Origin of the sequence: Vibrio ulleungensis (assembly GCF_016900875.1) — a bacterium.
In the GTDB taxonomy this organism is placed as follows: domain Bacteria; phylum Pseudomonadota; class Gammaproteobacteria; order Enterobacterales; family Vibrionaceae; genus Vibrio; species Vibrio ulleungensis.
Map to the genome: position 1 here is coordinate 782,644 of NZ_JAFEUM010000001.1, position 23,299 is coordinate 805,942.

The following is a 23,299-nucleotide window of genomic DNA, read 5'->3' on the forward strand; positions in this document are numbered from 1 at the left end:
ATAACTTTCTAAGCACAAAACAACGTTTTTTGTTAAGGGACATCATGATTGCTGCAGACTTTTTATTCCCAATAAAGCTTTTTAGTGTGATGCGTAAATCTGCCTTTTGCTTTATTGGATTTTTTATTCTTACATTGAGCCCAACAAGCTATGCCGGTTGGGAGGTTCAGTGGATCGATACCTTTGATGGTGACGGTGTCGACTGGTCAAGTTGGACCGCGCAGACACAAGCGAACTACAACAACGAAGTTCAATGTTATACCGACGATGATTACTCTGATAGACGTAACTATGACGTTTCTAACGGAACGCTAAAAATCATTGCGCGTCGAGAGATCAACAGTTGTGTAACCCTGAATGGTGCGACGAAAGGTTGGACTTCCGGGCGCATAAACACAAAAGATAAACGCGAGTTTCTTTACGGCAGACTTGAGTCAAGGATCCGCTTCCATAACCTAGAGGCGGGCAGTTGGCCGGCGTTTTGGATGTTAGAAAATCGAATTCAGGAACAACCAATAAAAGGTGATGATGACTTTGTTCATTGGCCCAATAGAGGTGCCAGCGAAATTGATGTTTGGGAGTGGTTTTCTAATGAACCAGACACTTATATTACGAACTTCTTTAATACGCTCCCAGGAAGTTGCGGAGCAGAATACCGATACCATTACCCAAATGGTGGGCAAGATGTTCTTGATTGGCATAGATACGCTGTTGAATGGACGGAAGATCTAATTAGCTTTTATATCGACGATACCTTAGTTGTTTCACGTGATATGAGTCGCTGCTCCCGCTATGAAGAGCCAATGTTTGCGTTACTAAATGTCGCTATGGGTGGCAACCTAGGAGGTGCCATTGATCCTAATCTGTCGCAAGTAGTGATGGAAGTCGATTACATAGCGCATTGTCAAATCAGTGACAGTAATAGCGCAGCATTTTGCGATGAGTCACTGCCTTACGATGACGCTGAGCTGCCTCCCACACCAACGACCCCCCCAACAAACGATGATCAAAGTCCATCGACACCTGAGGCAGGAAGTAACAGTTATGGCTTAATAGTTGGCCTTTTTATGCTGTTTTGCCTGCGTCGTCGATCTCGATTTCTTAATGCTTAAAGGACTACATAATGACGAAATGGATTAAACATGCCGCTATATTGATGTTCAGTGCTCTGCTTTTTGGTTGTGGTAATGATAGCAATAGTGATGGTGGTCAAGCTGACGAGCCTGTCGCACAACAAAAACACACGGTCACCGTAGTGGTTAATGATGCAAATAGCCAATTACCGCTGGCCGGTGTATTTATCAACATTGATGGAAACTATAAAACCACAAGCGCACTGGGCGAGGTTACGTACAATCTCGCCAAGGGCACCTACACCATTTCATCAAGACTCACCGATTATCTGGACCAACAACAATCAGTGAGCGTTACAGGCCAAGATATTCGTGTCACTTTTGAACTTGAAGAAGATGTTACGCAACTATCCCCTGAAGAAGGCTTCGTCTTCTATTCGGATAACGATGACTCTTTTTATATGGAATATTGGGGTGATGACTGGGGCTCGGGTGCTGGTGTTGAAAACATTACGACAGATCCTGTTTTTAGCAAAGTGCTAGAAATCTCTAGCGGTAATAGTTGGGGCAACGGTGCTGGATTGGCATGGGGAAATCAAGAAGCCAATGCAATCGATGCGTCACGTTACACACACGTGCGATTTAACTTAAAACCCCAAGGGTTTCACACTATTGAAGTCAATGTACAAGGTTTTGATATTCCAAACTATCAAGCGAGCTTTTCTACTTCATCTGGAACCGATATAGGTAATGGCTGGTATCAGTTTGACGTTCCAATTACAACAACATCGCAGATGCGATGGTTGGGATTCGTCTTTCTAGCTGATCAACCAAGCAGCATACAATTGAGCAATGTTTCTTTTATAACTAAAGAGATTGAACGTTCTGCACCAAATTTACCCGCGCCGACGCCATCGGTATTGAACAGCGATGTGTTCTCTATTTTTAGTGATAGCTTAGACGAAGACAAGTTTGTTTCTCTATGGAATGAAAACTGGTGGAACGCCCCATTTTATTCTCAAGACGAAGTCGATGGGAACACTTATGCGCGATACGAAATTCAAGGAGCTGGTGCCGCGGGTGGCGTAGTTGGCATACAGTTTGGGATTGAATACGGCAGTGTTGACGTGTCTGAACATAACACTTGGAACATTGATCTTTATCTGGAACCAGGAATTAGTCAGGTTGTATTACAGTTGGTAACTACCGATGGCTCAGCGAGTTATACAGTGAGCAACCTACCTTCTGAACAGTGGGTAAGTTTGTCAATTCCCTTTGCCGATATGTCCCTTAATGGCGAAAGTACGCTAAATACGGCGCAGATGCAGATGGCTGGCATTCAGTTATATGGGGAGGCTGGACGTTCTATATTTGTCGATAATTTTTATTTCTCAGGGCAGTCATCAAAGCACGCAATTGAGGTTGAAGTTGTGGATAGTGTAGGGCAACCCATTAGCAATGCAGAAGTTAGTGTTGGTGTAGATGGAGAATACGATGTAGCCAATACGAGCATTACGGATTCTTCAGGCGTGGCTACGCTGATGCTAGTAGAAGGTAAGCAAAAAATTAAAGGAATGGCTCAAGGTTACGGCATTAATCAAGCTAGCACCATAGTGACGGCAGGTTCTAATCAGCTCACACTAGAGCTAACGGCACTTAGTACAGGGCCTACCGCTGCTGCACCGTCACCCATTGTAGACGGTGATGATGTGATCTCCTTGTACAGTGATGCGCTTACCAGTGACCATTGGATCACCTATTGGTCCGATAATTGGTGGAATGCTCCAACGCATGAAGAAATTCAAATTGAAGGTAACAATACTGCCAAGTTCACCATCACCCCAGATGGTGTGGCTGGCGGTGTCACCGGTATTCAATATGGTATTTCCCAGGTAGTTGATGCCTCTGCGATGACAGGGTTAAGGTTCGACTTTTACGCCACGGCCGGAGTGACACGAGCTCAGTTCCAACTGCTCTCTACAAGTGGCCCGCTTATTTATACGATTGACAATATCGCGACTGGAGAGTGGGTGAGTGTCGAACTTGACTTTGATTTGTCTGATACCCCTAGCGCGGTGTCTGGTTTTAATAAAAGTACCATGACTCAACTAGGTATGGCGTTGTGGGGAAGCAGTAGTGATAGCGTTTACTTAGATAATATTTACTTCTACTAAGCGTTTATATCTAACCAAAGCGGCCACAATATAGTGGCCGCTTTTGCTTTCTAAGCGTAATAAAAACAAAGTGGCGTTGGCTGTTAAAAATCATCATCTATATTCCACCCATAGCTGAAGACATACTTGTATAAGCAAACTCTAGTGTTAGTCTATGCTACGTAATTTTGATGGGTAGAATGAAGGAAAGCTATGATTTTAGGGATAAACCATGTTCAGTTAACCATGCCGTTTGGTGAAGAACCTACAGCGCGCCAGTTCTACGGTGAATTACTTGGCTTAACCGAGTTGCAAAAACCAGAACACTTGAAGGCAAATGGTGGGGTTTGGTTTAGTATTGGTGATCTTCAACTTCACTTAGGCTGTGAAGCGCTATCAAATCGACAAATTTCCAAAGCTCATGTCGCCTTAAATGTAACTAGTGCTGAGCATTGGAGAATGGCATTTACTCAACATTCAGTCCCTATTTTTGAAAATGCCGAAATTGAAGGATACAAGCGATTTGATATACGTGATCCGTTTGGCAACCGCATTGAAATTATGGAACGAGTGACTAACTAGCGATTACTGTGCCATATTAAATGGTGAGAATGGGGTAAACGATGACCGATATTTTACTGAACTATCCTAAGTTCAATTCAACATTAATGAAGCAAGTTGAGTCACTACTTAGCGCTGAGTGGACAGATTTTAGCTTTACAGGCTACCACGGGGATCTACCCGCGCCTATAGCTGCAACGATTGAAAGAGGATCGAGTGGTTCTTACGAACAACAACTTGTTGCCGGACTTGCGTATACCTTCTTCAAAGCGCCCAATGGTGATCAGGACGTCGTTTGGGTAAACGCATTAGCGGTCGATGCTGCCTATCGTGGGCAAGGCGTTGCGAGTCAACTGATTCAACAAGCAATTATAAACGTTGCCTCAAACCCCAAGCAGTACCCCCAATCTCACCTTTATGTCTACACGGATGTTCCAAGGCTGTATGCCAATATTGGTTTTTCCAAAGTAGATGCCGATGCGCAAGAGGGACATCAAGTGATGGCGTACTTGCTGCCACGAACAGAACACACTCGGTGAACTGTTATTTGGTGATGTTGTTAAGGCTTTGACAATGCCTCGTATTTTTCACGTAGCGGACTAAGGCTCACTTTTCCTTCCGTTGTCGCGTAAGGCCACAACAGCATAATTATTTTGTTGATCCCTCTATACACCTCTAGTTCAGTTAGAGGTTGGTTGACTGAGTTGGCCATCAGGTAACTGGTCCAAAAAGAGCCAACCATTCGCATTAATTCGACTAAATCATCAATGTCGTGCTCATCAATCTCGATGATGCCATCTTTATTGAGTTTAGACACCGCCATTTTGGCTCTGTCTGTTAATAGGGCGTGGGCCGCTAAGTATTGCTGATGTAAGGTTTCGTCACGCAACAGAATTCCCGGCATACTGGAATGAAAAAACCGAAATTGCCATAAGCTTTCAAACAGGTCGTCGCAGTACTGCTGTAAAAACACCTCAGCGTTGTCGTGAACCGACTCTAACTGAAATGAGCTGCGCATGTGGTCTATGTATTTTCCAAAAATGGACTGGATAATGTCTTGTTTGTTTCGAAAATGGTAATACAGGTTCCCTGGACTAATCCCGATATAAGCCGCGATGTGGTTGGTGGTTATGTCTCTTTCGCCCTGTTCATTAAATAGCTTTAAGCTTTCTACAACAATTCTATCTTTCGTTTTCATATTAGAAACTTACCTTACTTCCATGTCGATACTTCTAGGTGTTTACGTCCAGGTCGATAGTTATTTGTCGATCATGACTAGCCAATAGTGATTTGTAGAGAGTGTCTTGTTGGGGTCTCACTGTACGACTGTTGTATCACTGAGGTGTTGACCATTGTCGCAAAACCAACGGTTAACCCCAAATGCCAAATCACTGCGCCAATGGATTTGCGAAGCCAATCACAACACACTAACCCAAACAGGCTTGTGTCATCATTGCGGCGAAAGCTTTGAAATACTAAAACATCGCTCAATCTGCCCGAGTTGTGAGCAGAATAAGTGGGGACTGTTGTCGGGGAAGGAATTTATGGTCAAAGAGATCATTGCCCATTGATGATGTTACCTGTTTGCAATGCCCACCTAGTGAATTTTGGCAGGTTTTGCCAAAGTAAAACTTGCAACGCCTCAATGTGTAACGAGATTAATCATTTGTTGAAATATTAGTTACTTACAATGTATGGTGAGTGACAAGTAATAAGATGTGAGTGAGTGCAAAAAAGTTTACCGCTGAGATTGTTTGCTACTGATGAATAGGCTTCAACGGTCATACTGGTGCCTAAACGTTTGGTCTAAAGGACTTAAGTTATTAGGGACATAACATGATTAATTTTTTTAAGTCACGCAGTAACGGAAAAACCGTTTTACTGCTGTTTATCGCCGCCAACGGTATATATATCACTATGTTGGCCTATAGCATTCCAAAGGTTATGGCGTTTTCAGGTGGTTTGCCACTTTTCGATATGTCACCGATGGGTTACAGCTATAGTGATGCGATGGCGTTATTGGACCAACTTGGAGAGCAAGGGCGGCACTTGTACCTGACACTTCAGCTGGTGTTGGATCTGTTTTATCCAGCGCTTTTTGGCTTGTGTTACTTCTGCTTAACCCAATGGGTCATGACGGTTGGAAAGGTTAACCATCAATTTTGGCAGAGCATCGCTAGGTTGCCCCTGTTTGTTTGCCTATTTGACTATTCTGAAAACATTGGCATTGGGATGATGCTGACGCAGTACCCTTCCATTTCTGAATCATTAATATCTGTGACAAGCTTTTTCACTCTAGTGAAAAGCCTCCTAACTATGACCTACTTTTTGGGTCTGATCGCTTTATTAATTTTTCTCGCTTATAAAGTGATAACCAAAAAAATGGCTAGTTAAGAGCAAATAACGCATTTTGGTGCCACCACACATAGGCGGTTTCTTAAAACCAGCAATTATTAGGACACTATGAAGACAGTACATTGGTTGTTGATGGGGTTAGCGCTGTTCGCCAGTGCCACCGTGGCGAGCCAAACCGAGTTTCCGACCTGTGAGGCAGCAACAAAACTACAAACAGAGATTCATTTATATATCGATGCCAGCGTGCTTGACCAATACTCCGAAGAATATGTCGAAGCCAAGCTTGCGGTATGGGAGTCATACGCTAATTTGGTGTTGTCTAACTCGTGCATACCTATCGAGCGCAAAATCACTAAAGTGACCTATAACTCGGAGATCGATTCTTATTGGTTTCAAGATCTTGAGGCTGCTAGAGAATTATTGCAATATCATTTAGCGGAACCTATTGCTGAACAATCAGCCCAAGGCGTTCCTGTATTCACGGGCATTGTATTTGAGAGTTGGCTAGACAGTTATCACTCAAAGTACTGCGGTTTTGCCTCTCATCATTCCAATTTCTTTGCCATCGCCATTAATTGCCGCGATGTCACTTTTGAACATGAATTAGGCCATCTCAGTGGCGCGAGCCACGATAAACACACGTTATTGACCATTGATGGGGTAGATACTATCTCGGGCTACTTGACGGGGCACTATCCAATGAAGAAAGCGTATTCTTTTGGAGCCAGGTGTGCTGAGCGAGGCACCGTTATGTCGTATGCGGCGGATATTATACCAGCCTATTCTAGCCCAAATTTAATAGTGGATGGTGAGGTGTGTGGTGATAGTGAAACGGCTGATAATGCGCGGGTGCTTAAAGAATTCGCGATTAAATACTTCAACATGATCAATTGAAGGTTTCGTGAAAATAGAGGTAGGTTTGGAGCATGGATACTTTTTTCGAAATTGCCCCTATTGCTTACGATGAAAGTATAACTAATGGGTTTTTGGTAGCTAACTATGAAAAGACACTTTGACATTATTGGTGCTCCATTTAACCAATTAGGCCATGTAACCACGACAAAAAATACCGTGGAAGGCTTACGTAAATTGGATAAGCGATCATGGGTTGGGCTGTCCGATTGGATGAACATTAGAGCGATGAGTTGGGGAACACACGTTCGTGATCTAGGTGACGTGCTACCCACTAAAAGTGTCAAACAGCTTATAGAAAATAATCAAAAAGAGTTGGCCTTAACAACGTACACCAATCAGCTCAAATCGAAGGTATTAGACAGTTACCAAGCTGGGAACACGCCTATTACAATTGGCGGCGATCATTCGATCGCTGTGGGCACTATATTAGCTACTCTCGATCATTTTCAAAATAAACACGATGAAAAGGTGGCGGTCGTTTGGGTTGACGCTCATGCGGATTGCAATAGTAGCCTAGAAAGTAATTTGCATGGCAAACCTTTAGCGCTGCTGACCAACGAGTTCACCCAAAATGGTTGGTTTGTCGCACCAGAACTGGCATTACCACCAAGCAGCATATTCTATATCGGTGTTCGCGATCTAATGCCAAATGAGCATCAGTTTATTGAGCGGGAAGGAATTACTCAGTTTGGAATGAGTTACCTTGACAAAGTAGGTATTCAAACTGTGTTGACTGAATTAATGACGACCATTGAAAGTGAATTTGACCGCGTTTATCTCTCGTTCGATTACGACGCGTTAGATGGAAGTGTGTTCCGAGCGTGCGCAACCCCAAACGTAGGTGGTTTGTCAGCACGAGAAGCCATACATCTTGTACATACAATAGCTTCAAGCCCTAAGTTTGTTGGTGCGGATTTTGTTGAGTATTTACCAGAGCTTGATATCGATGGAGTGTCAAAAGAGCTGATGATCAAATTAATCGATGCGGTATGTGGGTTTAGGTCATAAGTGATTAGCGAGAGTTCTATAGGTAAAATAACAAGTGTTTATGTTTTCGAATCTAGAATGAGGCGACCTTTATTCGCAACTAGCGAACTAAGCCAAACACCGGTTAATTTGCCTATAGCATCAGCTATTGCGAAAGGTGAATAAAGAGCCACGCAATGTGGCTCTATAGCAATTACGCAGCTTCATTTAAATTGACGGAGGTTTGTGGATAGAAGTTGTACCATACCCCATAAAAAATACCCGCTTTAACCGACTCTACCCGCTCTAGCTGCCCGTGGTTAGACTCGCCAAAGAAATTAATTTTTGTGACATCTTCTTCGGAAGGGTTGTACCAAACTCCGACAGATTCGTATTGCTCATCGTAGTGAATAACTAGGCGTTTACCGCCTACGATAACGTTCGCAAGGTTATGATGAGATTTAAGAAAAGCCATATCGAAACAAGTATATACGTCGCCCATGTTAAGTGCCCAAACATGCTCCTTTTTATGTAGGCGCTCATCCGGGTCATGATTTTTGCAAGTGTCGAACAAGAATTCATCATTATTTCTCTGTTTGTTGACGTGTAAGTAAAACAATCCATCCATCACGACTTCATGGAGAAACCCTAACGGGTTGCGAAAAAACGAAGGTCTTGACTCAATAAATACTTCGCCGTCAGGGTAGGCTTCGCAAAACTTGCTGTAAGGCATTTTAAAGGTTGGGAACTCTTTCATCGAGGACCCTAAGTTACACTCCCTAGCTAAACCCAGTTGCTGTATTGGCTCACCGGTCGATTTGTCTTCCATGAGCAGGTTATTTTCTAACTGCGTAGCGACGTGAAGATCCAAGCGTTCACCATCGATGTAGGGGCGAACTCCCACACAAACGTTCGATAAAGAGCAGTAGGTCATTACAATATCTTCACCACCCAAACCTTTCTCTTTATTACCCGCAATGTGTGGGCGCCACATTTCGAAATCGGCGTGTGCTCGCGCGTGACCGTTGTTGACCATCACCATTACTTCATTGTGCGGGCGAATTTTCTTCGCACCTTGCTTAATGTCGACAAATTGGCCGTCATCCATTTTCTGCGGCATCATGAATTTAGGGTTGATGAGTCCAGCGTAATAGAACAGAAAACCAACGAAAAGAATGCTTCCCAGCAACGTCCAAGGCATTATGTGAGCCTGAAAATTGATGCCAATGGCCACTAAGCCACCAACAATTGATGTCCATTTTAATGAGTTACGCATATACCACGTTTTCATAAATGTAGAGCGGGGGAATGCGCGAATATTAAGCAATTGACTAAAGTCAGATAAGTCCCAAAAAATACGAACATTTGCCACCATTGCGGTGATGAGGGCAATCCAGAATAGAGCTTCCATAGAATGTACCTTTATAAAATTTTGATTAGGTGTGATACCAATAAAGAGGAGAACCGCGGTATTCATTAGCTGTTGCAGATGAATACCGTCAGGCTTTAGTGGTGATGACCGTGGTGCGAGTCTTCAGTGACAAAAATTTCATTTTCAATAAACGAGGTGTCGATCTGTTTGGCAAACTCGTCCAATTTTTCAAGCATTGGCTGGCAATAGCCTTGGTAATAGTTGCTCAACACATTGCCCCCTTCAGCGACAAATACGCCAACTTGGCCAATGCCTACACCTTCAACGATACCGGCTTGACGATCAGTGGCGTGTGCGTTGTCGGTAATTGCTTGCAGTGCGCTGTAGAATATATTGGTGTCATTGGTCATTCCTGGTAGTTGCAGCGATGCCGCTGCACAAAATGAGATTGTTTGGGTGTTATCAGACTCCAAGGCAAATTCATCATCGTGTCCGGGGCCGGCGAAAGCGGCGGTCGAGATAGCAGCAGATAGGAGTATGGCTGTGAGTGTTTTAGTGGTCGAATTCATTGTGATAGTCCTAATAGTTAACAGGTGATACGTGTGAGTGCTTTTAAGTAAAAAACGGTTATTTGGATTGTTGTTTCGTTTTGTTATCAAAGTACTCATCGCGTTTTTGTTGTAGGTCCCAATTAGCACCCATCGAATTACGAAGGTTGTCGGGTAGCATCTCTTCTGGGACAACTAAATCTCCATCAACAGGCCATTCGACAATCATGTCTGGCATCATGCCCTCAGGGTAATATTTGCTTGGCTCAATGTGTTGGTCACGAATAAATTGCTCTTGAATATCTACTTGTTTTCTTGGCGGCTCAGGTATGACAAGTTGACCGTTTGTGAAGTCAAATTGTGGTGGCTTTGAGTTAGGGTAATCAGGCAGTACGCCTTCTCGTACCCATACTGCATCTTTGGTCATGTTAACGACGATGCCGTCCGGTGCCCCAAAGTGGTACGGCCCTTTCCAGTGCTCACGTACTTCGGCAACCGTTTCTTCTGTTTGGTACGGGTCGTAACTCATATGAGTCGTCATAAACATGCGAGGCTGTATCGCGTTGGCCAAGTATCCAGCTCCGTATGCAGGAGTGTGGTGGGTATCAATGGTGTAGCGCGTAAGAAATGGTGGTACGCCTTGAACGGCTGAACCAATTTCTACCAGCTCGGTTTGCAGTTCGGTAATGAATAAATCACACCCTTCCGCGTACTGAATATCGAGCTCAGTTGGGCGACCATCACCAGTCCATGTAAAACACATGTCGTTCCAGTCTAATCGGTATGCCGATGAACCGTCTTTTCCGTGTGAGCGCTGCCAATGAGTGATTTTGACGCCATTTTCTTCATACACGACGCCACCGTTATTACGAAAATCAAATTCATTGACCTGTAAGTCATGGCCTGACCCAACGGGAAATAGGCTAAACGAGTCCTTATGCCATGCAAGCATGTCGGTCATCCCATTGACCATGGCTTGTGTACCGTATTGAGGTTCACTACCGCTTGGACCATGTACAGTGAGAGGTTCATGCCAGCCGCCATTCCAAGTACCAAACATCCATAGGTAAGGTAGACCGCCAAAGTGGTCGACGTGCAGGTGAGTCAAAAATACATGCTTGATTTCGTTTAGTGCGACTCCCGCGGCCACATAGTTTGCGACCGATCCTTCACCGATATCAAACACAAAATTGTCGCCATTCCCCAGCTCGACGTATATCGACGTATTCATCTGCCCTGGACGAATCATAGGCGAGGTCCCCATAAAGGTAACGCGCATTTCTTCGGGTTGCACATCTTCTGTACGCGGAAACCAATTGGCTGCAGATTTAAGCCATGGCATGGGCATGACACCTTCATACATCAACCCTTCTGTCCAGCGGTCGCCAGATATCCCTCCTGACAATACGGTCTGTATTTGTTCTGGTGAAGAGGGCGTTTGCTTTGGCACCACCGCTGAGTTGGCAAGCACACTTCCCGACATGAGTGGCAGCATGCTGATTAATACTGATTGAGTGACCTTATTCATAATCTTTTCCTAACGGTTAATCGGAGCGTATAAATAGCCTTTGCTATTTGATGGTTGAATTATGAACGCAACTTGCATGTGGAAAAATAATGAATAAGGAATGTGATACATGTAGAATTAATATGTATTTGGCGATGTAATAGGATGAGATATGCTTAATAAAATAGATTGGAATTTGCTGTCGGTGTTCATGGAAGTGTACCGATTAAACTCAATAACACAGGCAGCAGAAGCTCTAGACACCACACAACCAGTGGTCAGCAATATCTTAAAAAGGTTAACTGAGCAGTTAGATGAACCACTGTTTATTCGTGAAGGTAGAGGCATCCGGCCTACGGCCGTGGCCGTCCAACTTGCAAGCGATATTCAGCCTTTAATGCATGGTATAAATAGCGCGCTCGAAAACGTTAAAACCTTCGACATAACCAAGCCTCGCTTGTTTACCATTTTTGTCACTGAACCTATGCTAATGCTACTTCAACCCCTTCTAAACGAAGATAAATCCTTGGGGGCATGCAACATTCAGTTTGTATTAGCCCCAGCCGATCAGCACGAGATGCTGGATCAAATCAGCCTACAAAAAGCTGATTTAGCTATCACCGTCGGTAGTGTCAACCACCACTCTTTTCATGTACAGCCGATCCACAAAGAGAGGATGCTTCTAACCTGTGCAAACGACCATCCCCGAGTGCAAGGCAATATCAGTTTGACGCAGTATTATGAAGAGGTACATGTCGGGATTAAAGAGAACCGCTCGGGATTACATGAAATCAATTCACTCACTGAGCATCGACTTGAGCCGCGTAAAGTGTGGGTAAAATGCGACTCAATCATTTCGGGATTGGCTCTCGCCAGTAAAACCGACATTATTTGCTTATCACCAGAGTCTATCGCGCATCAGTACAAAGAGATGTTTAACCTGCAAGTCATGGAAATCCCATATACAACCCATCCTGTGGTTCACAATATGATCAGTCACAATCGAACCATGAAAAGTCATGCTCATTTATGGCTACGTGACAAGTTGATAAGCGCTATTTCCCGCTCTGAAAGTTTGGCTTAAACGATGCTATAAACATAAAGTATGGAGCGTGTATCTGTTGTTAGGTCAAACCAATCATGGTGACTATTTATCAATAGGTTTCACCTACTGATTTAATAGAAACCTCCGAATTTACCAATCTCTTAGTTCGATGCAATATATCTCCATCGACGCAGGAAAGCGTTAACCACTACAAACAACTAAGAGAGAAACATCATGATCAACACTGAAATCAAACCATTCAACGCAACGGCATTCAAGCAAGGCGAGTTTGTAGAAATCACTGAGCAAGACGTAAAAGGCAAGTGGTCTGTATTCTTCTTCTACCCAGCAGACTTCACTTTCGTATGTCCAACTGAACTTGGTGACCTAGCGGATCACTACGAAGAGCTTCAATCACGTGGCGTAGAAGTGTACTCAGTATCGACTGACACTCATTTCACTCACAAAGCATGGCACGATAGCTCTGACACAATCGGCAAAATCAACTACTTCATGGTAGGCGACCAAACTGGCACCATCACTAACAACTTCAACGTAATGCGTGAAGGTCAAGGTCTTGCAGACCGCGCAACGTTCCTTGTTGACCCAGAAGGCGTGATTCAAGCAATGGAAATCACTGCGGAAGGTATTGGCCGTAACGCTGAAGACCTAATGCGTAAAGTGAAAGCAGCGCAGTACGTTGCAGCAAACCCAGGTGAAGTTTGCCCAGCTAAATGGAAAGAAGGCGAAGAAACACTAGCTCCTTCTCTAGACCTAGTCGGCAAAATCTAAACCGTACTGACTTTAGAGCGCCTAACAATCAACTGTTTGTCCCGGACTACTAGCTGCGGCAAGTCATCAAAGAGTTAGGCGCTCTTTTCTTTATCACCAAATGCATTACCAACAAGCCAAAGTCACTGTGTCACTTGCGACCCCTTTTTAGTTACTCCCTTTTTAAGCAAGACAGTATTTCGTTCAGTCAGTAAAGAGTGAACAACCAGACTCAAATGAATTTAGGAATAGGCACTATTATGTTAGATCAAGCCATGAAGCAGCAGTTGAAATCGTACCTTGAGAATCTTAAGACAGAGGTACAGTTGGTATTAAGTTTGGATGATAGCGATACCGCTAGTAAGCTCCATCAGTTGGCGACAGATATCGCCTCATTGAGCAGCAAAGTATCTGTGATTGAAACGGGTACATCGGCTCGTAAACCCGTGATGGAAGTCGTTAACCCAACCAAGGGCACTAGCATTAATTTTGCAGGCTTACCAATGGGGCACGAATTTACCTCTTTGGTACTGGCACTTCTGCATAGTGGCGGTCACCCAATCAAATTGGAACAAGACGTTATTGACCAAATCGCCGAACTTGATAGCGACCTAAACGTTGAAGTCTTCATTTCACTATCGTGTCAAAACTGCCCAGAAGTGGTTCAATCGTTCAACATGATGTCTGCGATCAATCCTCGCATTAAGACTACTATGATTGACGGCGCAGCATTCCAAGATGAAGTGAAATCACGCGACATTATGGCGGTCCCAAGTGTCTTCGTTAACGGCGAGCTGTTTGGCCAAGGCCGTATGTCACTGGCTGAAATCCTCAACAAAGTAGACACTGGCGCAGCTGAGAAGAAAGCGCAAAAACTGAACGACCAAAAACCGTTTGATGTGTTAGTCGTTGGTGGTGGTCCAGCAGGTTCGTCTGCCGCGATTTACGCAGCGCGTAAAGGGATCCGAACGGGTATCGTTGCAGAGCGATTTGGCGGTCAGGTGATGGATACCATGGCGATTGAAAACTTCATTTCAGTCAAAGCCACAACAGGACCTAAGCTGGTTGCTAGCCTTGAAGAGCATGTAAAAGAGTACGGTGTGGAAGTGATCACCGAGCAGCGTGCAGCAAACATTATCGACGCGGCAGAAACTAAAGACGGATACATTCATGTTGAACTAGAAAGCGGTGCAGTGCTTAAGGCCCGCAGCGTCATCACTAGCACAGGTGCTCGCTGGAGAGAGATGAACGTACCGGGTGAGCAAGAGTATCGCAATAAAGGTGTTGCTTACTGCCCACACTGTGACGGTCCACTGTTTAAAGGAAAGCGCACAGCAGTCATTGGTGGTGGTAACTCAGGTATTGAAGCGGCCATTGATTTAGCGGGTATTGTAGAGCACGTTACCGTACTAGAGTTTGCCGATACGCTACGTGCAGACCAAGTATTGATTGATAAAGCCAACTCGTTGCCAAACATCGACATCATCAAAATGGCACAAACGACTCAAGTCATTGGCGATGGCACTCGCGTTACTGGACTTGAATATAAAGACCGTGAAACCGACGAAATCAAACAAATCGAATTGGCAGGTATTTTTGTTCAAATCGGCCTAATGCCAAACAGCGAATGGCTAAAAGGCACCAAAGTAGAATTGTCGCCTCGTGGTGAAATTGAAGTTAACGCACACAGCGCAACCTCAATGAACGGTGTATTCGCGGCTGGTGATGTCACGACGGTTCCTTACAAGCAAATCATCATTGCGATGGGCGAGGGTGCAAAAGCGAGTTTAGGAGCGTTTGATTACCTCATTCGTAACCCTGCACCAGAAGCCGTTGCTGAAACAGTTTAAGAAAGTCATTCTAAAATTAACTATCGCACCCAATTGGGTGCGATTTTTTTTACGATTGTTTTAGTGTTCGTAAGTAGTGGCTTAGATAAATCGCTTAGCTTCAATATTGGACAGGAAAGTATATTAGTAGAAATAGTAAATGGAGCTTAGGATCGGTTATCTAATTGCACAGTGGCTCAGTAAGTAGGCCAACTTGAAAGATCGAAGGTATTTTGACTTGAATTAGATAGCGCCCTGATTATGCAGGGCACTACCTCATAGTTACACTGTAACCACAATCTTACCGACTGTTCGACCACTTTCTATCGCGATATGTGCATCCCCAAGATGTTGGAAATCAAATACTTTAGAGACATGGGGCTTTAGTGATCCTTCTATAAGCATGTCTCGTAATGTATCCATATCGTCACCGTTTGAACGCACGAGGATAGGCGTCACGGTGATATCGCGTTCATTCGCTTTCTCTTGCACTTTAGCAGGCACGTCCATCATCGAAATCGATACAAGATGGCCGCCATTTCGCACCACATTAAGCGATTTTTCGGCAATATCCGGAGCGACGGTATCAAATGCTAGGTCAATATCAGTTAGTACCTGTTCAAACGATTGACTGCGGTAATCGATGTGCTCATCAGCCCCAAGGTTCATGATAAAGTCTCGATTCTTTGTAGAACTTGTAGAAATGACATGTGCACCCAGCTTTTTAGCGATTTGCACCGCAAAGTGACCAACGCCGCCAGAACCAGCGTGGATCAATACTTCATCGCCTTTGTTTACGCGACCTTTTAAGGCTTGCAGCGCTGTCAATGCCGCGAGTGTTGTGGCCAGACAGTAAAATTTGGGCAGTTCGACCACACAGTCGGTTAATGCCTGCAAGAGTAAAAGTCTTTTTAGACTATATTGCAGATGTGATTGAACGAACAAATCAACAGAGATACGGCGGTTTAATCAATGTAGCCAATGCAAATACCGCATCAAAGTAACGATTAGACTTGTCGCAAGCGAAAGACTTTTGCCTTGTTTGAGTGTTCTAATGTGACCTCAATGAAAAGAGTTACACATTGCTCGCATTAACTGAGTGGATAGCTATCAAAGAGAAACCCATCGAACTGATCGTCATCAACGTCGGAATAGTTGAGAAGCACTTGCTTAACATTTTCCAAGTGTTGCCACATTGCCCGTTTAGCTTCAACGCCGTCTTTGCGTTGTAATGCGGTAAGAATGGCGCTGTGATCATCAAGCCATTTGAGTCGATAATTGGTGTTATCTATGCGGGTGTGGAGTTGTTTCCACATCGGGCTTTGTTCGCGTCGCTGCCACATGGTTTCGCATATTTCAATGAGTAAACTATTTTTGCTGGCCTGTGCGATATGAAGATGAAACTGTTTGTCTAGATCATCACTGGGTAACCCAGACTCTACAAGCTCTTTCTCTCTAGCAAGAATATTGCGCATTGCAAGAATTTCAGTTTTTGTCACGTTTAGCGCCGCGAACTCGGCTAAATTACTCTCGATAAGCTGACGGCCTTGAAGCATTTCAAATGGTCCAATGTCGGGCTGCGTACTATGGTTACTCGTTAATTTAAGCTCGCTGGCTGTTTGTGGCTCTGCCACAGAGGCAGGATCAGTAACCAAATAGACGCCAGAACCCTTTCTGACCTCGACCAAGCCTTCCAGTTCAAGCATGATCACCGCTTCTCTAATCACAGTTCTGCTCACGCCGTATTGCTCGGCAATCACTCTTTCGGTTGGCAGGCGATCGCCCACCTTGTAATTGCTCGATAGAAGATCATTACGAATACTATTACCAATGGCAACGTAGCGTCGTCCGCTTGTAGACATGAATTGTTCCTAATAAAGTTACTTGCTGAGCGAGAAAACAAACACTCGATCAGTGTTCGATGTAGTTTTTGATTTCGGCCAGTGCCATGAGCACATGATACAACAATCCGGCTTGAGCGGGTGAGCTATCAAAGGCTCCTTTGTCGTCTTGCTTAATGTGCCAAAGTCCAGAAACCTCGGTGTTTAAATAGGTTTTCATTGCCGTTATGCCATTGACCGCCTGATCTAGATAGCGGAGTTTTTCGGCGCCTTCTGCCTCACGAGCAAGAGCCAGTGACGCTTTTATCCATTCCGTTTGTGGCCATAAGTGCGCGCTGGCAGACCGAAGTGTTAGATCATCATTGAGTTGATCGAGGGTTAAGTTTCGTTCTGTGTCCACACCATGACGCTGGCCAATATCAAACAGCGTTTTAGCGGTCTGTTTAACGTCACTACTATTACGTCGTCTAGCCCAGTCGCTGAGTAGCCATGCCCATTCGAATTGATGCCCAGGCTCTACAAGTCTATCAATGGCATCCGACGGTACTTCCCAATTAGGTGTGAAGAACTCGCTAAGCGCGCCGGTTTCTTTGGAGATGAGATGGGTTGTAGCCACAGTGACGAGTTCATCAGACAAAGTTGGCCATATAGGAGCGTCAGACACCAACTCCCACGCAAGTGTTGCCTCCAGCATGTGCATATGTGGGTTAGAGCAGAGGTTCTTTTTGCCCTCAGTGTCTTCCATAAAACCTATCTGCGGATGTTTGTACTTGTCCTTGAGAACGTTGTACAGGTCCAATGCGCGCTGCTCATACAATGATTTGTTGTTGGGTGTGACTCGAGCGGCAACAGCGTAGCAAAACAATACAAACACTTGCTTGTATAACCCAAACTCATGATTGATTGTGCCTTGGTTAGCATCAAAACCAAAGGTATAGGTGCCATCTTCAAGCTTCGAGAAAGTGTCCAAAAACTCAATGCCTTTTTCGGCAATGGTGAGCGCCTGCTCGTCCAAAAGCCCCATTTCGTGGGCCAGCAACATTGAGAAAATTTGCCTTGGCTGAGTGCGTCCTCGGCGAACTAACAGCGGGTCTTTACCGTTGGTCAGTTCGAGCGACTCAGCAAATTCGCCAGTAGTTGAATTGAAACCCTCGTCGATCCATAAAGGCAATACATCCTGACTCATCCAGCGAGCGAGTGATTGATAGTGCGAGGAAATTGAATCTTCTGTGGCGTCGATCATAAATGGCGTTTTTTGAGATGGTGTCAATCGCATAGTCGTCTCGATGGCAAGTGTAAAAGGGAGGAGGGCACGTGTTTCAATGCCCAACCATTGTTATGAGTTTTTATTGGTTAAACAGAGCTTTCTTAATGCCAAATTCCAATCCGCGAATTTCGGCCAGACCCTTTAAACGTCCAATGGCAGAATAACCTGGGTTGGTTTTTTTGTTTAAATCGTCAAGCATCTGATGCCCATGATCGGGACGCATAGGAATGAGGCGAACATCACCCCCTTTCTCACGGCGCTGTTCTTCTTTCAAAATCGCTAGCACAACGTTGTACATATCTACATCGCCGTCAAGGTGAGCGGCTTCATAGAAGTTACCAGGGTTATCTTTTTCACGTTCTGTCGAACGTAGGTGGGTAAAGTAGACCCGGTCACCAAATTTGCGAACGATGTCGACCAAATCATTGTCGTCTCTTACACCATAAGAACCGGTACACAAGGTGAGGCCATTTGCCTGACTGGGTACAGCGTTAGTAAGCCATTGAATGTCGTCTATCGTCGAGACAATACGAGGTAAACCAAGAATAGGACGGGGTGGATCGTCGGGATGTACCGCGAGTTTTAAACCATATTGTTCACAGGTTGGTGTTAGCTGCGTTAAGAAATACGCCATATTTTCACGTAATTGAGCTTTCTCGATGGCTTTGTAGCGGTCTAATTGTGCTTGAAACTCGGTAAGGCTGTAACCTTCTTCCGCGCCCGGCAACCCTGCGATGATGTTGTTGGTTAGCGTGGTAATTTGCTCATCACTCATCTGATCAAAATAGTCACTGGCGCTAATACGTTGCTGTAATGAGTAGTCCGCTTCTGCGCCTGGTCGTTTAAGAATGTGCAGTTCAAATGCAGCGAAGGCGGTTTGGTCAAAGCGAAGCGCCTTGGAGCCATCATCGAGTTCATATTCTAAGTCGGTGCGTGTCCAATCCAATACTGGCATAAAGTTATAGCAAACAGTGTCTATACCTGCTTCGGCTAGGTTAATAAGCGTCTGCTTATAATTATCTATCCAAGTTTGATATTGTCCTGATTGGGTCTTTATTTCTTCGTGTACCGGCACACTTTCCACCACAGACCAAGTGAGGCCTTTACTTTCTATTAAAGTTTTGCGCGCCATAATTTCGTCGAGTGACCACACTTCACCGTTAGGAATGTGGTGCAAAGCGGTCACTATACCCGTGGCACCCGCTTGACGAATATCATTGAGAGAAACGGGGTCATTTGGACCGTACCAACGCCAAGTCTGTTCCATAGTGCTACCTTTAATGTTAAGCGAGAATGAAAAGTATCGGAATAGCGATTAAATAGGTATACCAATATTAGTGAATCGTTGCCTATCCGCACGGTTCAGTCAAACGCAACGTCAATATTTATTGAGCGAAATCACAAATGGCATACCAATTTTGGTATTCCAATTTTTGGGTAGGCATACTTTCGACTCTACTATTGTTCAAGCCATTGCAAGACAAGGCACATGAGACGCATAGCCGTTAAGGGAATATAATGACTAACGAAGCAGTCAAACACTTCAAACAGTTAAAGCAGCCTAGTTACGACAGAAACCAACTTACTACGCGTATCGTGCATATCGGTTGTGGTGCTTTTCATCGTGCCCACCAAGCGCTTTATCACCATGACTGGCTTGAGCACAGCAATAGCGATTGGGGCATTTGCGAAGTCAGTTTGTTTGGTGATGGCCGATTAATAAGACAGCTTCGTGAACAGCAGCATTTGTTTACGGTGTTGGAGAAGGGCAGCGAAAAGCGAACGGCAAAACTTGTTGGTTCGGTGTGTCAGTCTTTGCACGCTGGCACAGATGGTCGAGAAGCCATATTAGAGACGATGTCGGACGACAACGTAAAAATTGTGTCAATGACCATAACCGAAAAAGGGTACTGCATTGACCCTAGTAGTGGACGGTTAGATCGTAGTCACCCTTTGATTCAACATGACCTAGCACACCCTCTACAACCCGATAGTGCGATCGGCTATATAGTCGCTGCGCTTCGCAGAAGAAAGGAGCAGGGTAGTCGAGCTTTTACCGTGTTGTCTTGTGACAACATTCAAGAAAATGGTAAAGCCGCTAAGTCAGCGGTCGTAGAATTTGCGTCGTTAATCGATGCCGATCTGGCGCTTTGGATTGAGCTAAATGCGACTTTTCCAAGTACCATGGTCGATAGAATTGTCCCTGCAGCAACGCAAGAGATGTATTTAGAGCTGCAAGAGATTATTGGTGAACCCGATCCTTGTGGGATTGAGTGCGAACCTTTTAGGCAGTGGGTCATAGAAGACAGCTTTGCCGATGGTCGCCCCAATTGGAACGAAGTGGGTGTTGAATTTGTTTCTAATGTTGTGCCTTACGAAGAAATGAAACTGCGGATGCTCAATGGCAGTCATTCATTCTTAGCCTATTTGGGGTATCTCGCAGGTTACGATTATATTTTTGAAACAATGCAAGATCCGCACTTTAGAGTTGCGACCTTCAACTTAATGACAAGAGAACAGGCACCCACTCTCGATATGCCAAAAGGGACAGTGCTCGAAACTTACGCCCTTGAACTCATCGAGCGTTTTTCAAATCAAAGTTTGAAGCATCGTACCGGCCAAATCGCAACGGACGGAAGCCAAAAGCTACCACAGCGATTTGGCGATTCACTTCGTTTTCATTTGCAGCACCAATCTAATTACCAATGGCTAGCATTAGGCGTGGCGGGTTGGATGAGGTATGTGTCTGGTGTGGATGAAAAAGGGCAGGAGATAACGATCAATGATCCTATGGCAGATACCTTTAACGCGATTTATGACAAGCATGGGCTCAGTGCGAACGTTGTGCCTGAGCTATTAGCGATTGAGTCTATCTTTGGCTCGGACTTAAAGAATCAACATGGTTTTGTGAACACCGTAACTTCAGCTTACCAAAGGCTGCTTGATGTTGGGGCAGCAAAAACCGTTATGACCACTCAGAAATAACAGCGTTAGTGGTAGCGCTTTCATTTTATTGCTGGTTTATTAGGCCAGCAATCCACTATTGTTAAAACTTCACCCTTCTAGATATCGACCAAAGCCACCTTTCAAGCGCGAATGGACGCTTTAGATCACGAAATTACCCACAAAATCGCTATTGTTTATAAAATGAGATCCACTTCCCTGAATTTGTGTGTGCAGTCCTTTAATCTTCATTTCAAGAAAGCGGTTCCTTTTAGTCTTTCTTCTATTAAAAAGGCGTTATGGGTCAGCGTAGCTGTTTTATCGATTGCGTGGCCACAATTACAGCCTTATAACAAATTATTGCGCTCCACTAAGCGCATTTTTTTGAAAACCAAAAGGTAGCGGTTTCTTTTTGGATTCAAAAATCCACAATTAATGTGAACAAAAAGGATTACGACATTATGTTTAACAAAAGCGTTGTTTCTTCACTTGTTATCGGTTTGATGGCTGCGGGCTCTGCAATCGCAGATACCTCAATCCAGCAAGGGGGCGAAGTTACTGTTCCTGCAATCGGTACAGGTTTCGTTGAAAACTTTAACCCATACACGGTTAAAGATTTGATGGGCGGTACTATGTACGAGCCACTTTTCATTCATAACGGTAAGACTGGTGAAATTGAACCTCGTTTGGCTGAATCAATCACCGTTGCTGATGACCTAATGTCTGTAACCGTTAAAGTTCGCCCAGATTTAAAATGGTCTGACGGCACTCCACTGACTGCAGAAGATGTTGCTTACAGCTACAACCTGACTAAAGAGACTCGTGCATTCGACGTAAAAGGAATTTGGGGTGACGCAGGTAAACTAGACAGCGTAACAGCAACCGATGCGACAACAGTTGTTTTCAAAATGAACGCTGCTGATTCGACGTTTGTTTGGGGCTTAAAAGACTACTTCATCGTTCCTAAGCATATCTGGGGTGAAGTTGAAAACCTAACAACCTTTACTAACCCAAATCCAGTGGGTAACGGACCTTTTACTGAAGTTGCACTTATGCGCGCACAGCAAATGAAACTGTGTCGTAACCCGCATTACTGGCAAGCAGCAGAAGGCCGTCCTTACCTAGATTGTGTTGTTGCTCGTTCATACAATGACAACTCTCAAATTCAAGCTGCACTAATGAAAGGTGAGATTGATTGGGGTTCAAACTTCATTGCCGATATCGACAAAACGTTTGTAGAAGCGGATCCAGAAAACAACCATTACTGGTACCCAGGTAACGATGCTATCCATCTTTACATGAACACTAAAACGGCGCCATTTGACAACCTAGAAGTTCGTCGCGCCCTGTCGATGTCTCTTGATCGTGAATTGATCGTTGATATCGCAGCCTACGGTTACCCAACGCCTAACCATTACCTTGGCGGTCTAGGTGACTACTTTGACTCTTACGTCGATAAAGATATGGAGAAAAAATACTCTCAGTACACATCGTACGATCCAGAGCAAGCAGCGGCAATTCTAGACAAAGCAGGCTACACCGATAAAAACGGTGACGGCTTCCGTGAGCTACCAAATGGCGATGCAATTTCTTTCGACATTGAAGTCGTAAACGGTTGGACTGATTGGGTTCAAACAGTACAAATCGTAACAGAGATGTTTGAAGAAGTTGGCATTAAAGCCAATGTTAAAACAGTTGACTGGTCTGTATATGACAAGAACCTAAAAGACGGCAACTACGCCATGTCTATCAACTGGTCAAACACAAACAATGCGCACCCAATCCAGTCTTACCAAGACTACTTTGCAGCGAGCGCTGTAGGGACTTCATGGCACGCAAATCACGGCATTTTCTCTAAAGATATGTCTGACCTAATCGAATCTTTCGGTAGCACTAACGACGCGGCAGAGCAAACTCGAATCATCAACACGTTGCAAGAGTTTACCGCGGAAAACATGCCATTTATCCCGCTGTTCTCTAACGCAGTATGGTATCAGTACCGCACCGAGAAAGTAGTAGGTTGGCCAAATGCGGAAAACCCGTACATTCACCCTAACTACTACCAAGCAGACAAGAAAGTGAAAATCTTCGACAACCTTCATCAGAAGTAATCGAATAGGGGAAGGCCATCAGTAAGTTGGGACTGGTGGCTC

At 44.5% G+C, this 23,299-nt stretch carries 21 protein-coding genes; 13 read left to right on the forward strand and 8 right to left on the reverse strand.

Annotated elements, in window-relative coordinates; genetic code table 11:
• Nucleotides 1-44: 44 nt before the first annotated feature.
• The 4 genes from JQC93_RS03590 to JQC93_RS03605 all read left to right on the forward strand — a co-directional run bounded on the left by JQC93_RS03590 (nucleotide 45) and on the right by JQC93_RS03605 (nucleotide 4,326).
• Complete coding sequence (locus JQC93_RS03590; protein WP_236009275.1) at nucleotides 45-1,112, forward strand: glycoside hydrolase family 16 protein; 1,068 nt, start codon at nucleotides 45-47, stop codon at nucleotides 1,110-1,112.
• An 11-nt stretch (nucleotides 1,113-1,123) separates the two neighbouring features.
• Nucleotides 1,124-3,247, forward strand: a complete 2,124-nt coding sequence (locus JQC93_RS03595; RefSeq protein ID WP_236009277.1) for an Ig-like domain-containing protein — start codon at nucleotides 1,124-1,126, stop codon at nucleotides 3,245-3,247.
• A gap of 192 nt (nucleotides 3,248-3,439) precedes the next feature.
• Nucleotides 3,440-3,808 (forward strand): VOC family protein, encoded by a 369-nt coding sequence (locus JQC93_RS03600; protein ID WP_205157079.1) that lies wholly within the window; start codon nucleotides 3,440-3,442, stop codon nucleotides 3,806-3,808.
• 41 nt (nucleotides 3,809-3,849) lie between these two features.
• Nucleotides 3,850-4,326 carry a GNAT family N-acetyltransferase gene (locus JQC93_RS03605; RefSeq protein ID WP_205157080.1) on the forward strand — a complete coding sequence of 159 codons (477 nt, stop codon included), beginning with the start codon at nucleotides 3,850-3,852 and terminating at the stop codon, nucleotides 4,324-4,326.
• A 20-nt stretch (nucleotides 4,327-4,346) separates the two neighbouring features.
• Here the strand turns inward: JQC93_RS03605 and JQC93_RS03610 are convergent, their stop codons facing one another.
• Entirely contained in the window at nucleotides 4,347-4,985 is a 639-nt protein-coding gene (locus JQC93_RS03610) for a TetR/AcrR family transcriptional regulator (protein WP_205157081.1), read from the reverse strand.
• 154 nt (nucleotides 4,986-5,139) lie between these two features.
• Here JQC93_RS03610 and JQC93_RS20490 point away from each other — a divergent pair, with 154 nt between their 5' ends.
• The 4 genes from JQC93_RS20490 to JQC93_RS03630 all read left to right on the forward strand — a co-directional run bounded on the left by JQC93_RS20490 (nucleotide 5,140) and on the right by JQC93_RS03630 (nucleotide 8,065).
• On the forward strand, nucleotides 5,140-5,358 hold the full coding sequence (locus JQC93_RS20490) for a hydrogenase/urease maturation nickel metallochaperone HypA (RefSeq protein WP_205157082.1): 219 nt from the start codon (nucleotides 5,140-5,142) through the stop codon (nucleotides 5,356-5,358).
• 265 nt (nucleotides 5,359-5,623) lie between these two features.
• Complete coding sequence (locus JQC93_RS03620) at nucleotides 5,624-6,181, forward strand: hypothetical protein (protein WP_205157083.1); 558 nt, start codon at nucleotides 5,624-5,626, stop codon at nucleotides 6,179-6,181.
• Between the two features lie 69 nt (nucleotides 6,182-6,250).
• Entirely contained in the window at nucleotides 6,251-7,036 is a 786-nt protein-coding gene (locus JQC93_RS03625) for a hypothetical protein (RefSeq protein ID WP_205157084.1), read from the forward strand.
• Between the two features lie 105 nt (nucleotides 7,037-7,141).
• Complete coding sequence (locus JQC93_RS03630) at nucleotides 7,142-8,065, forward strand: arginase family protein (RefSeq protein WP_205157085.1); 924 nt, start codon at nucleotides 7,142-7,144, stop codon at nucleotides 8,063-8,065.
• A 172-nt stretch (nucleotides 8,066-8,237) separates the two neighbouring features.
• Here the strand turns inward: JQC93_RS03630 and JQC93_RS03635 are convergent, their stop codons facing one another.
• The 3 genes from JQC93_RS03635 to gntH form a co-directional block, all read right to left on the reverse strand.
• Nucleotides 8,238-9,434, reverse strand: a complete 1,197-nt coding sequence (locus tag JQC93_RS03635; RefSeq protein WP_205157086.1) for a DUF3179 domain-containing (seleno)protein — start codon at nucleotides 9,432-9,434, stop codon at nucleotides 8,238-8,240.
• Between the two features lie 95 nt (nucleotides 9,435-9,529).
• On the reverse strand, nucleotides 9,530-9,964 hold the full coding sequence (locus JQC93_RS03640; protein WP_205157087.1) for a hypothetical protein: 435 nt from the start codon (nucleotides 9,962-9,964) through the stop codon (nucleotides 9,530-9,532).
• Between the two features lie 58 nt (nucleotides 9,965-10,022).
• A complete protein-coding gene (gntH, locus tag JQC93_RS03645; protein ID WP_205157088.1) occupies nucleotides 10,023-11,471 on the reverse strand; it encodes a guanitoxin biosynthesis MBL fold metallo-hydrolase GntH in 1,449 nt (482 codons plus the stop codon).
• A gap of 151 nt (nucleotides 11,472-11,622) precedes the next feature.
• Between gntH and JQC93_RS03650 the strand changes: the two genes are divergently transcribed.
• The 3 genes from JQC93_RS03650 to ahpF all read left to right on the forward strand — a co-directional run bounded on the left by JQC93_RS03650 (nucleotide 11,623) and on the right by ahpF (nucleotide 15,116).
• Nucleotides 11,623-12,534 carry a LysR family transcriptional regulator gene (locus tag JQC93_RS03650; RefSeq protein WP_205157089.1) on the forward strand — a complete coding sequence of 304 codons (912 nt, stop codon included), beginning with the start codon at nucleotides 11,623-11,625 and terminating at the stop codon, nucleotides 12,532-12,534.
• Nucleotides 12,535-12,729: 195 nt separating this feature from the next.
• Complete coding sequence (ahpC, locus tag JQC93_RS03655) at nucleotides 12,730-13,287, forward strand: alkyl hydroperoxide reductase subunit C (RefSeq protein ID WP_205157090.1); 558 nt, start codon at nucleotides 12,730-12,732, stop codon at nucleotides 13,285-13,287.
• 239 nt (nucleotides 13,288-13,526) lie between these two features.
• Complete coding sequence (gene ahpF, locus JQC93_RS03660) at nucleotides 13,527-15,116, forward strand: alkyl hydroperoxide reductase subunit F (protein WP_205157091.1); 1,590 nt, start codon at nucleotides 13,527-13,529, stop codon at nucleotides 15,114-15,116.
• Nucleotides 15,117-15,377: 261 nt separating this feature from the next.
• Here the strand turns inward: ahpF and JQC93_RS03665 are convergent, their stop codons facing one another.
• From JQC93_RS03665 to uxuA, 4 genes are all read right to left on the reverse strand, one after another.
• Nucleotides 15,378-15,992, reverse strand: coding sequence for an NADP-dependent oxidoreductase (locus JQC93_RS03665; protein ID WP_236009279.1), 615 nt, complete (start codon nucleotides 15,990-15,992; stop codon nucleotides 15,378-15,380).
• Nucleotides 15,993-16,186: 194 nt separating this feature from the next.
• Nucleotides 16,187-16,957: an FCD domain-containing protein gene (locus JQC93_RS03670; RefSeq protein WP_205157092.1), complete on the reverse strand. Its 771-nt coding sequence runs from the start codon at nucleotides 16,955-16,957 to the stop codon at nucleotides 16,187-16,189.
• Between the two features lie 49 nt (nucleotides 16,958-17,006).
• Nucleotides 17,007-18,212: an AGE family epimerase/isomerase gene (locus JQC93_RS03675; protein ID WP_205157093.1), complete on the reverse strand. Its 1,206-nt coding sequence runs from the start codon at nucleotides 18,210-18,212 to the stop codon at nucleotides 17,007-17,009.
• Between the two features lie 70 nt (nucleotides 18,213-18,282).
• Nucleotides 18,283-19,470 (reverse strand): mannonate dehydratase, encoded by a 1,188-nt coding sequence (gene uxuA, locus JQC93_RS03680; protein ID WP_205157094.1) that lies wholly within the window; start codon nucleotides 19,468-19,470, stop codon nucleotides 18,283-18,285.
• 251 nt (nucleotides 19,471-19,721) lie between these two features.
• Between uxuA and JQC93_RS03685 the strand changes: the two genes are divergently transcribed.
• Nucleotides 19,722-21,188 (forward strand): mannitol dehydrogenase family protein, encoded by a 1,467-nt coding sequence (locus tag JQC93_RS03685; RefSeq protein WP_205157095.1) that lies wholly within the window; start codon nucleotides 19,722-19,724, stop codon nucleotides 21,186-21,188.
• A gap of 419 nt (nucleotides 21,189-21,607) precedes the next feature.
• Entirely contained in the window at nucleotides 21,608-23,257 is a 1,650-nt protein-coding gene (locus tag JQC93_RS03690; RefSeq protein ID WP_205157096.1) for an ABC transporter substrate-binding protein, read from the forward strand.
• Nucleotides 23,258-23,299: the final 42 nt, after the last annotated feature.

What these genes read in the sequence shown, in the direction of transcription:
- JQC93_RS03590 (WP_236009275.1), top strand. Translation starts at nt 45, where the DNA reads ATGATTGCTGCAGACTTTTTATTCCCAATAAAGCTTTTTAGTGTGATG.
- JQC93_RS03595 (WP_236009277.1), top strand. Translation starts at nt 1,124, where the DNA reads ATGACGAAATGGATTAAACATGCCGCTATATTGATGTTCAGTGCTCTG.
- JQC93_RS03600 (WP_205157079.1), top strand. Translation starts at nt 3,440, where the DNA reads ATGATTTTAGGGATAAACCATGTTCAGTTAACCATGCCGTTTGGTGAA.
- JQC93_RS03605 (WP_205157080.1), top strand. Translation starts at nt 3,850, where the DNA reads ATGACCGATATTTTACTGAACTATCCTAAGTTCAATTCAACATTAATG.
- JQC93_RS03610 (WP_205157081.1), bottom strand. Translation starts at nt 4,985, where the DNA reads ATGAAAACGAAAGATAGAATTGTTGTAGAAAGCTTAAAGCTATTTAAT.
- JQC93_RS03620 (WP_205157083.1), top strand. Translation starts at nt 5,624, where the DNA reads ATGATTAATTTTTTTAAGTCACGCAGTAACGGAAAAACCGTTTTACTG.
- JQC93_RS03625 (WP_205157084.1), top strand. Translation starts at nt 6,251, where the DNA reads ATGAAGACAGTACATTGGTTGTTGATGGGGTTAGCGCTGTTCGCCAGT.
- JQC93_RS03630 (WP_205157085.1), top strand. Translation starts at nt 7,142, where the DNA reads ATGAAAAGACACTTTGACATTATTGGTGCTCCATTTAACCAATTAGGC.
- JQC93_RS03635 (WP_205157086.1), bottom strand. Translation starts at nt 9,434, where the DNA reads ATGGAAGCTCTATTCTGGATTGCCCTCATCACCGCAATGGTGGCAAAT.
- JQC93_RS03640 (WP_205157087.1), bottom strand. Translation starts at nt 9,964, where the DNA reads ATGAATTCGACCACTAAAACACTCACAGCCATACTCCTATCTGCTGCT.
- gntH (WP_205157088.1), bottom strand. Translation starts at nt 11,471, where the DNA reads ATGAATAAGGTCACTCAATCAGTATTAATCAGCATGCTGCCACTCATG.
- JQC93_RS03650 (WP_205157089.1), top strand. Translation starts at nt 11,623, where the DNA reads ATGCTTAATAAAATAGATTGGAATTTGCTGTCGGTGTTCATGGAAGTG.
- ahpC (WP_205157090.1), top strand. Translation starts at nt 12,730, where the DNA reads ATGATCAACACTGAAATCAAACCATTCAACGCAACGGCATTCAAGCAA.
- ahpF (WP_205157091.1), top strand. Translation starts at nt 13,527, where the DNA reads ATGTTAGATCAAGCCATGAAGCAGCAGTTGAAATCGTACCTTGAGAAT.
- JQC93_RS03670 (WP_205157092.1), bottom strand. Translation starts at nt 16,957, where the DNA reads ATGTCTACAAGCGGACGACGCTACGTTGCCATTGGTAATAGTATTCGT.
- JQC93_RS03675 (WP_205157093.1), bottom strand. Translation starts at nt 18,212, where the DNA reads ATGCGATTGACACCATCTCAAAAAACGCCATTTATGATCGACGCCACA.
- uxuA (WP_205157094.1), bottom strand. Translation starts at nt 19,470, where the DNA reads ATGGAACAGACTTGGCGTTGGTACGGTCCAAATGACCCCGTTTCTCTC.
- JQC93_RS03685 (WP_205157095.1), top strand. Translation starts at nt 19,722, where the DNA reads ATGACTAACGAAGCAGTCAAACACTTCAAACAGTTAAAGCAGCCTAGT.
- JQC93_RS03690 (WP_205157096.1), top strand. Translation starts at nt 21,608, where the DNA reads ATGTTTAACAAAAGCGTTGTTTCTTCACTTGTTATCGGTTTGATGGCT.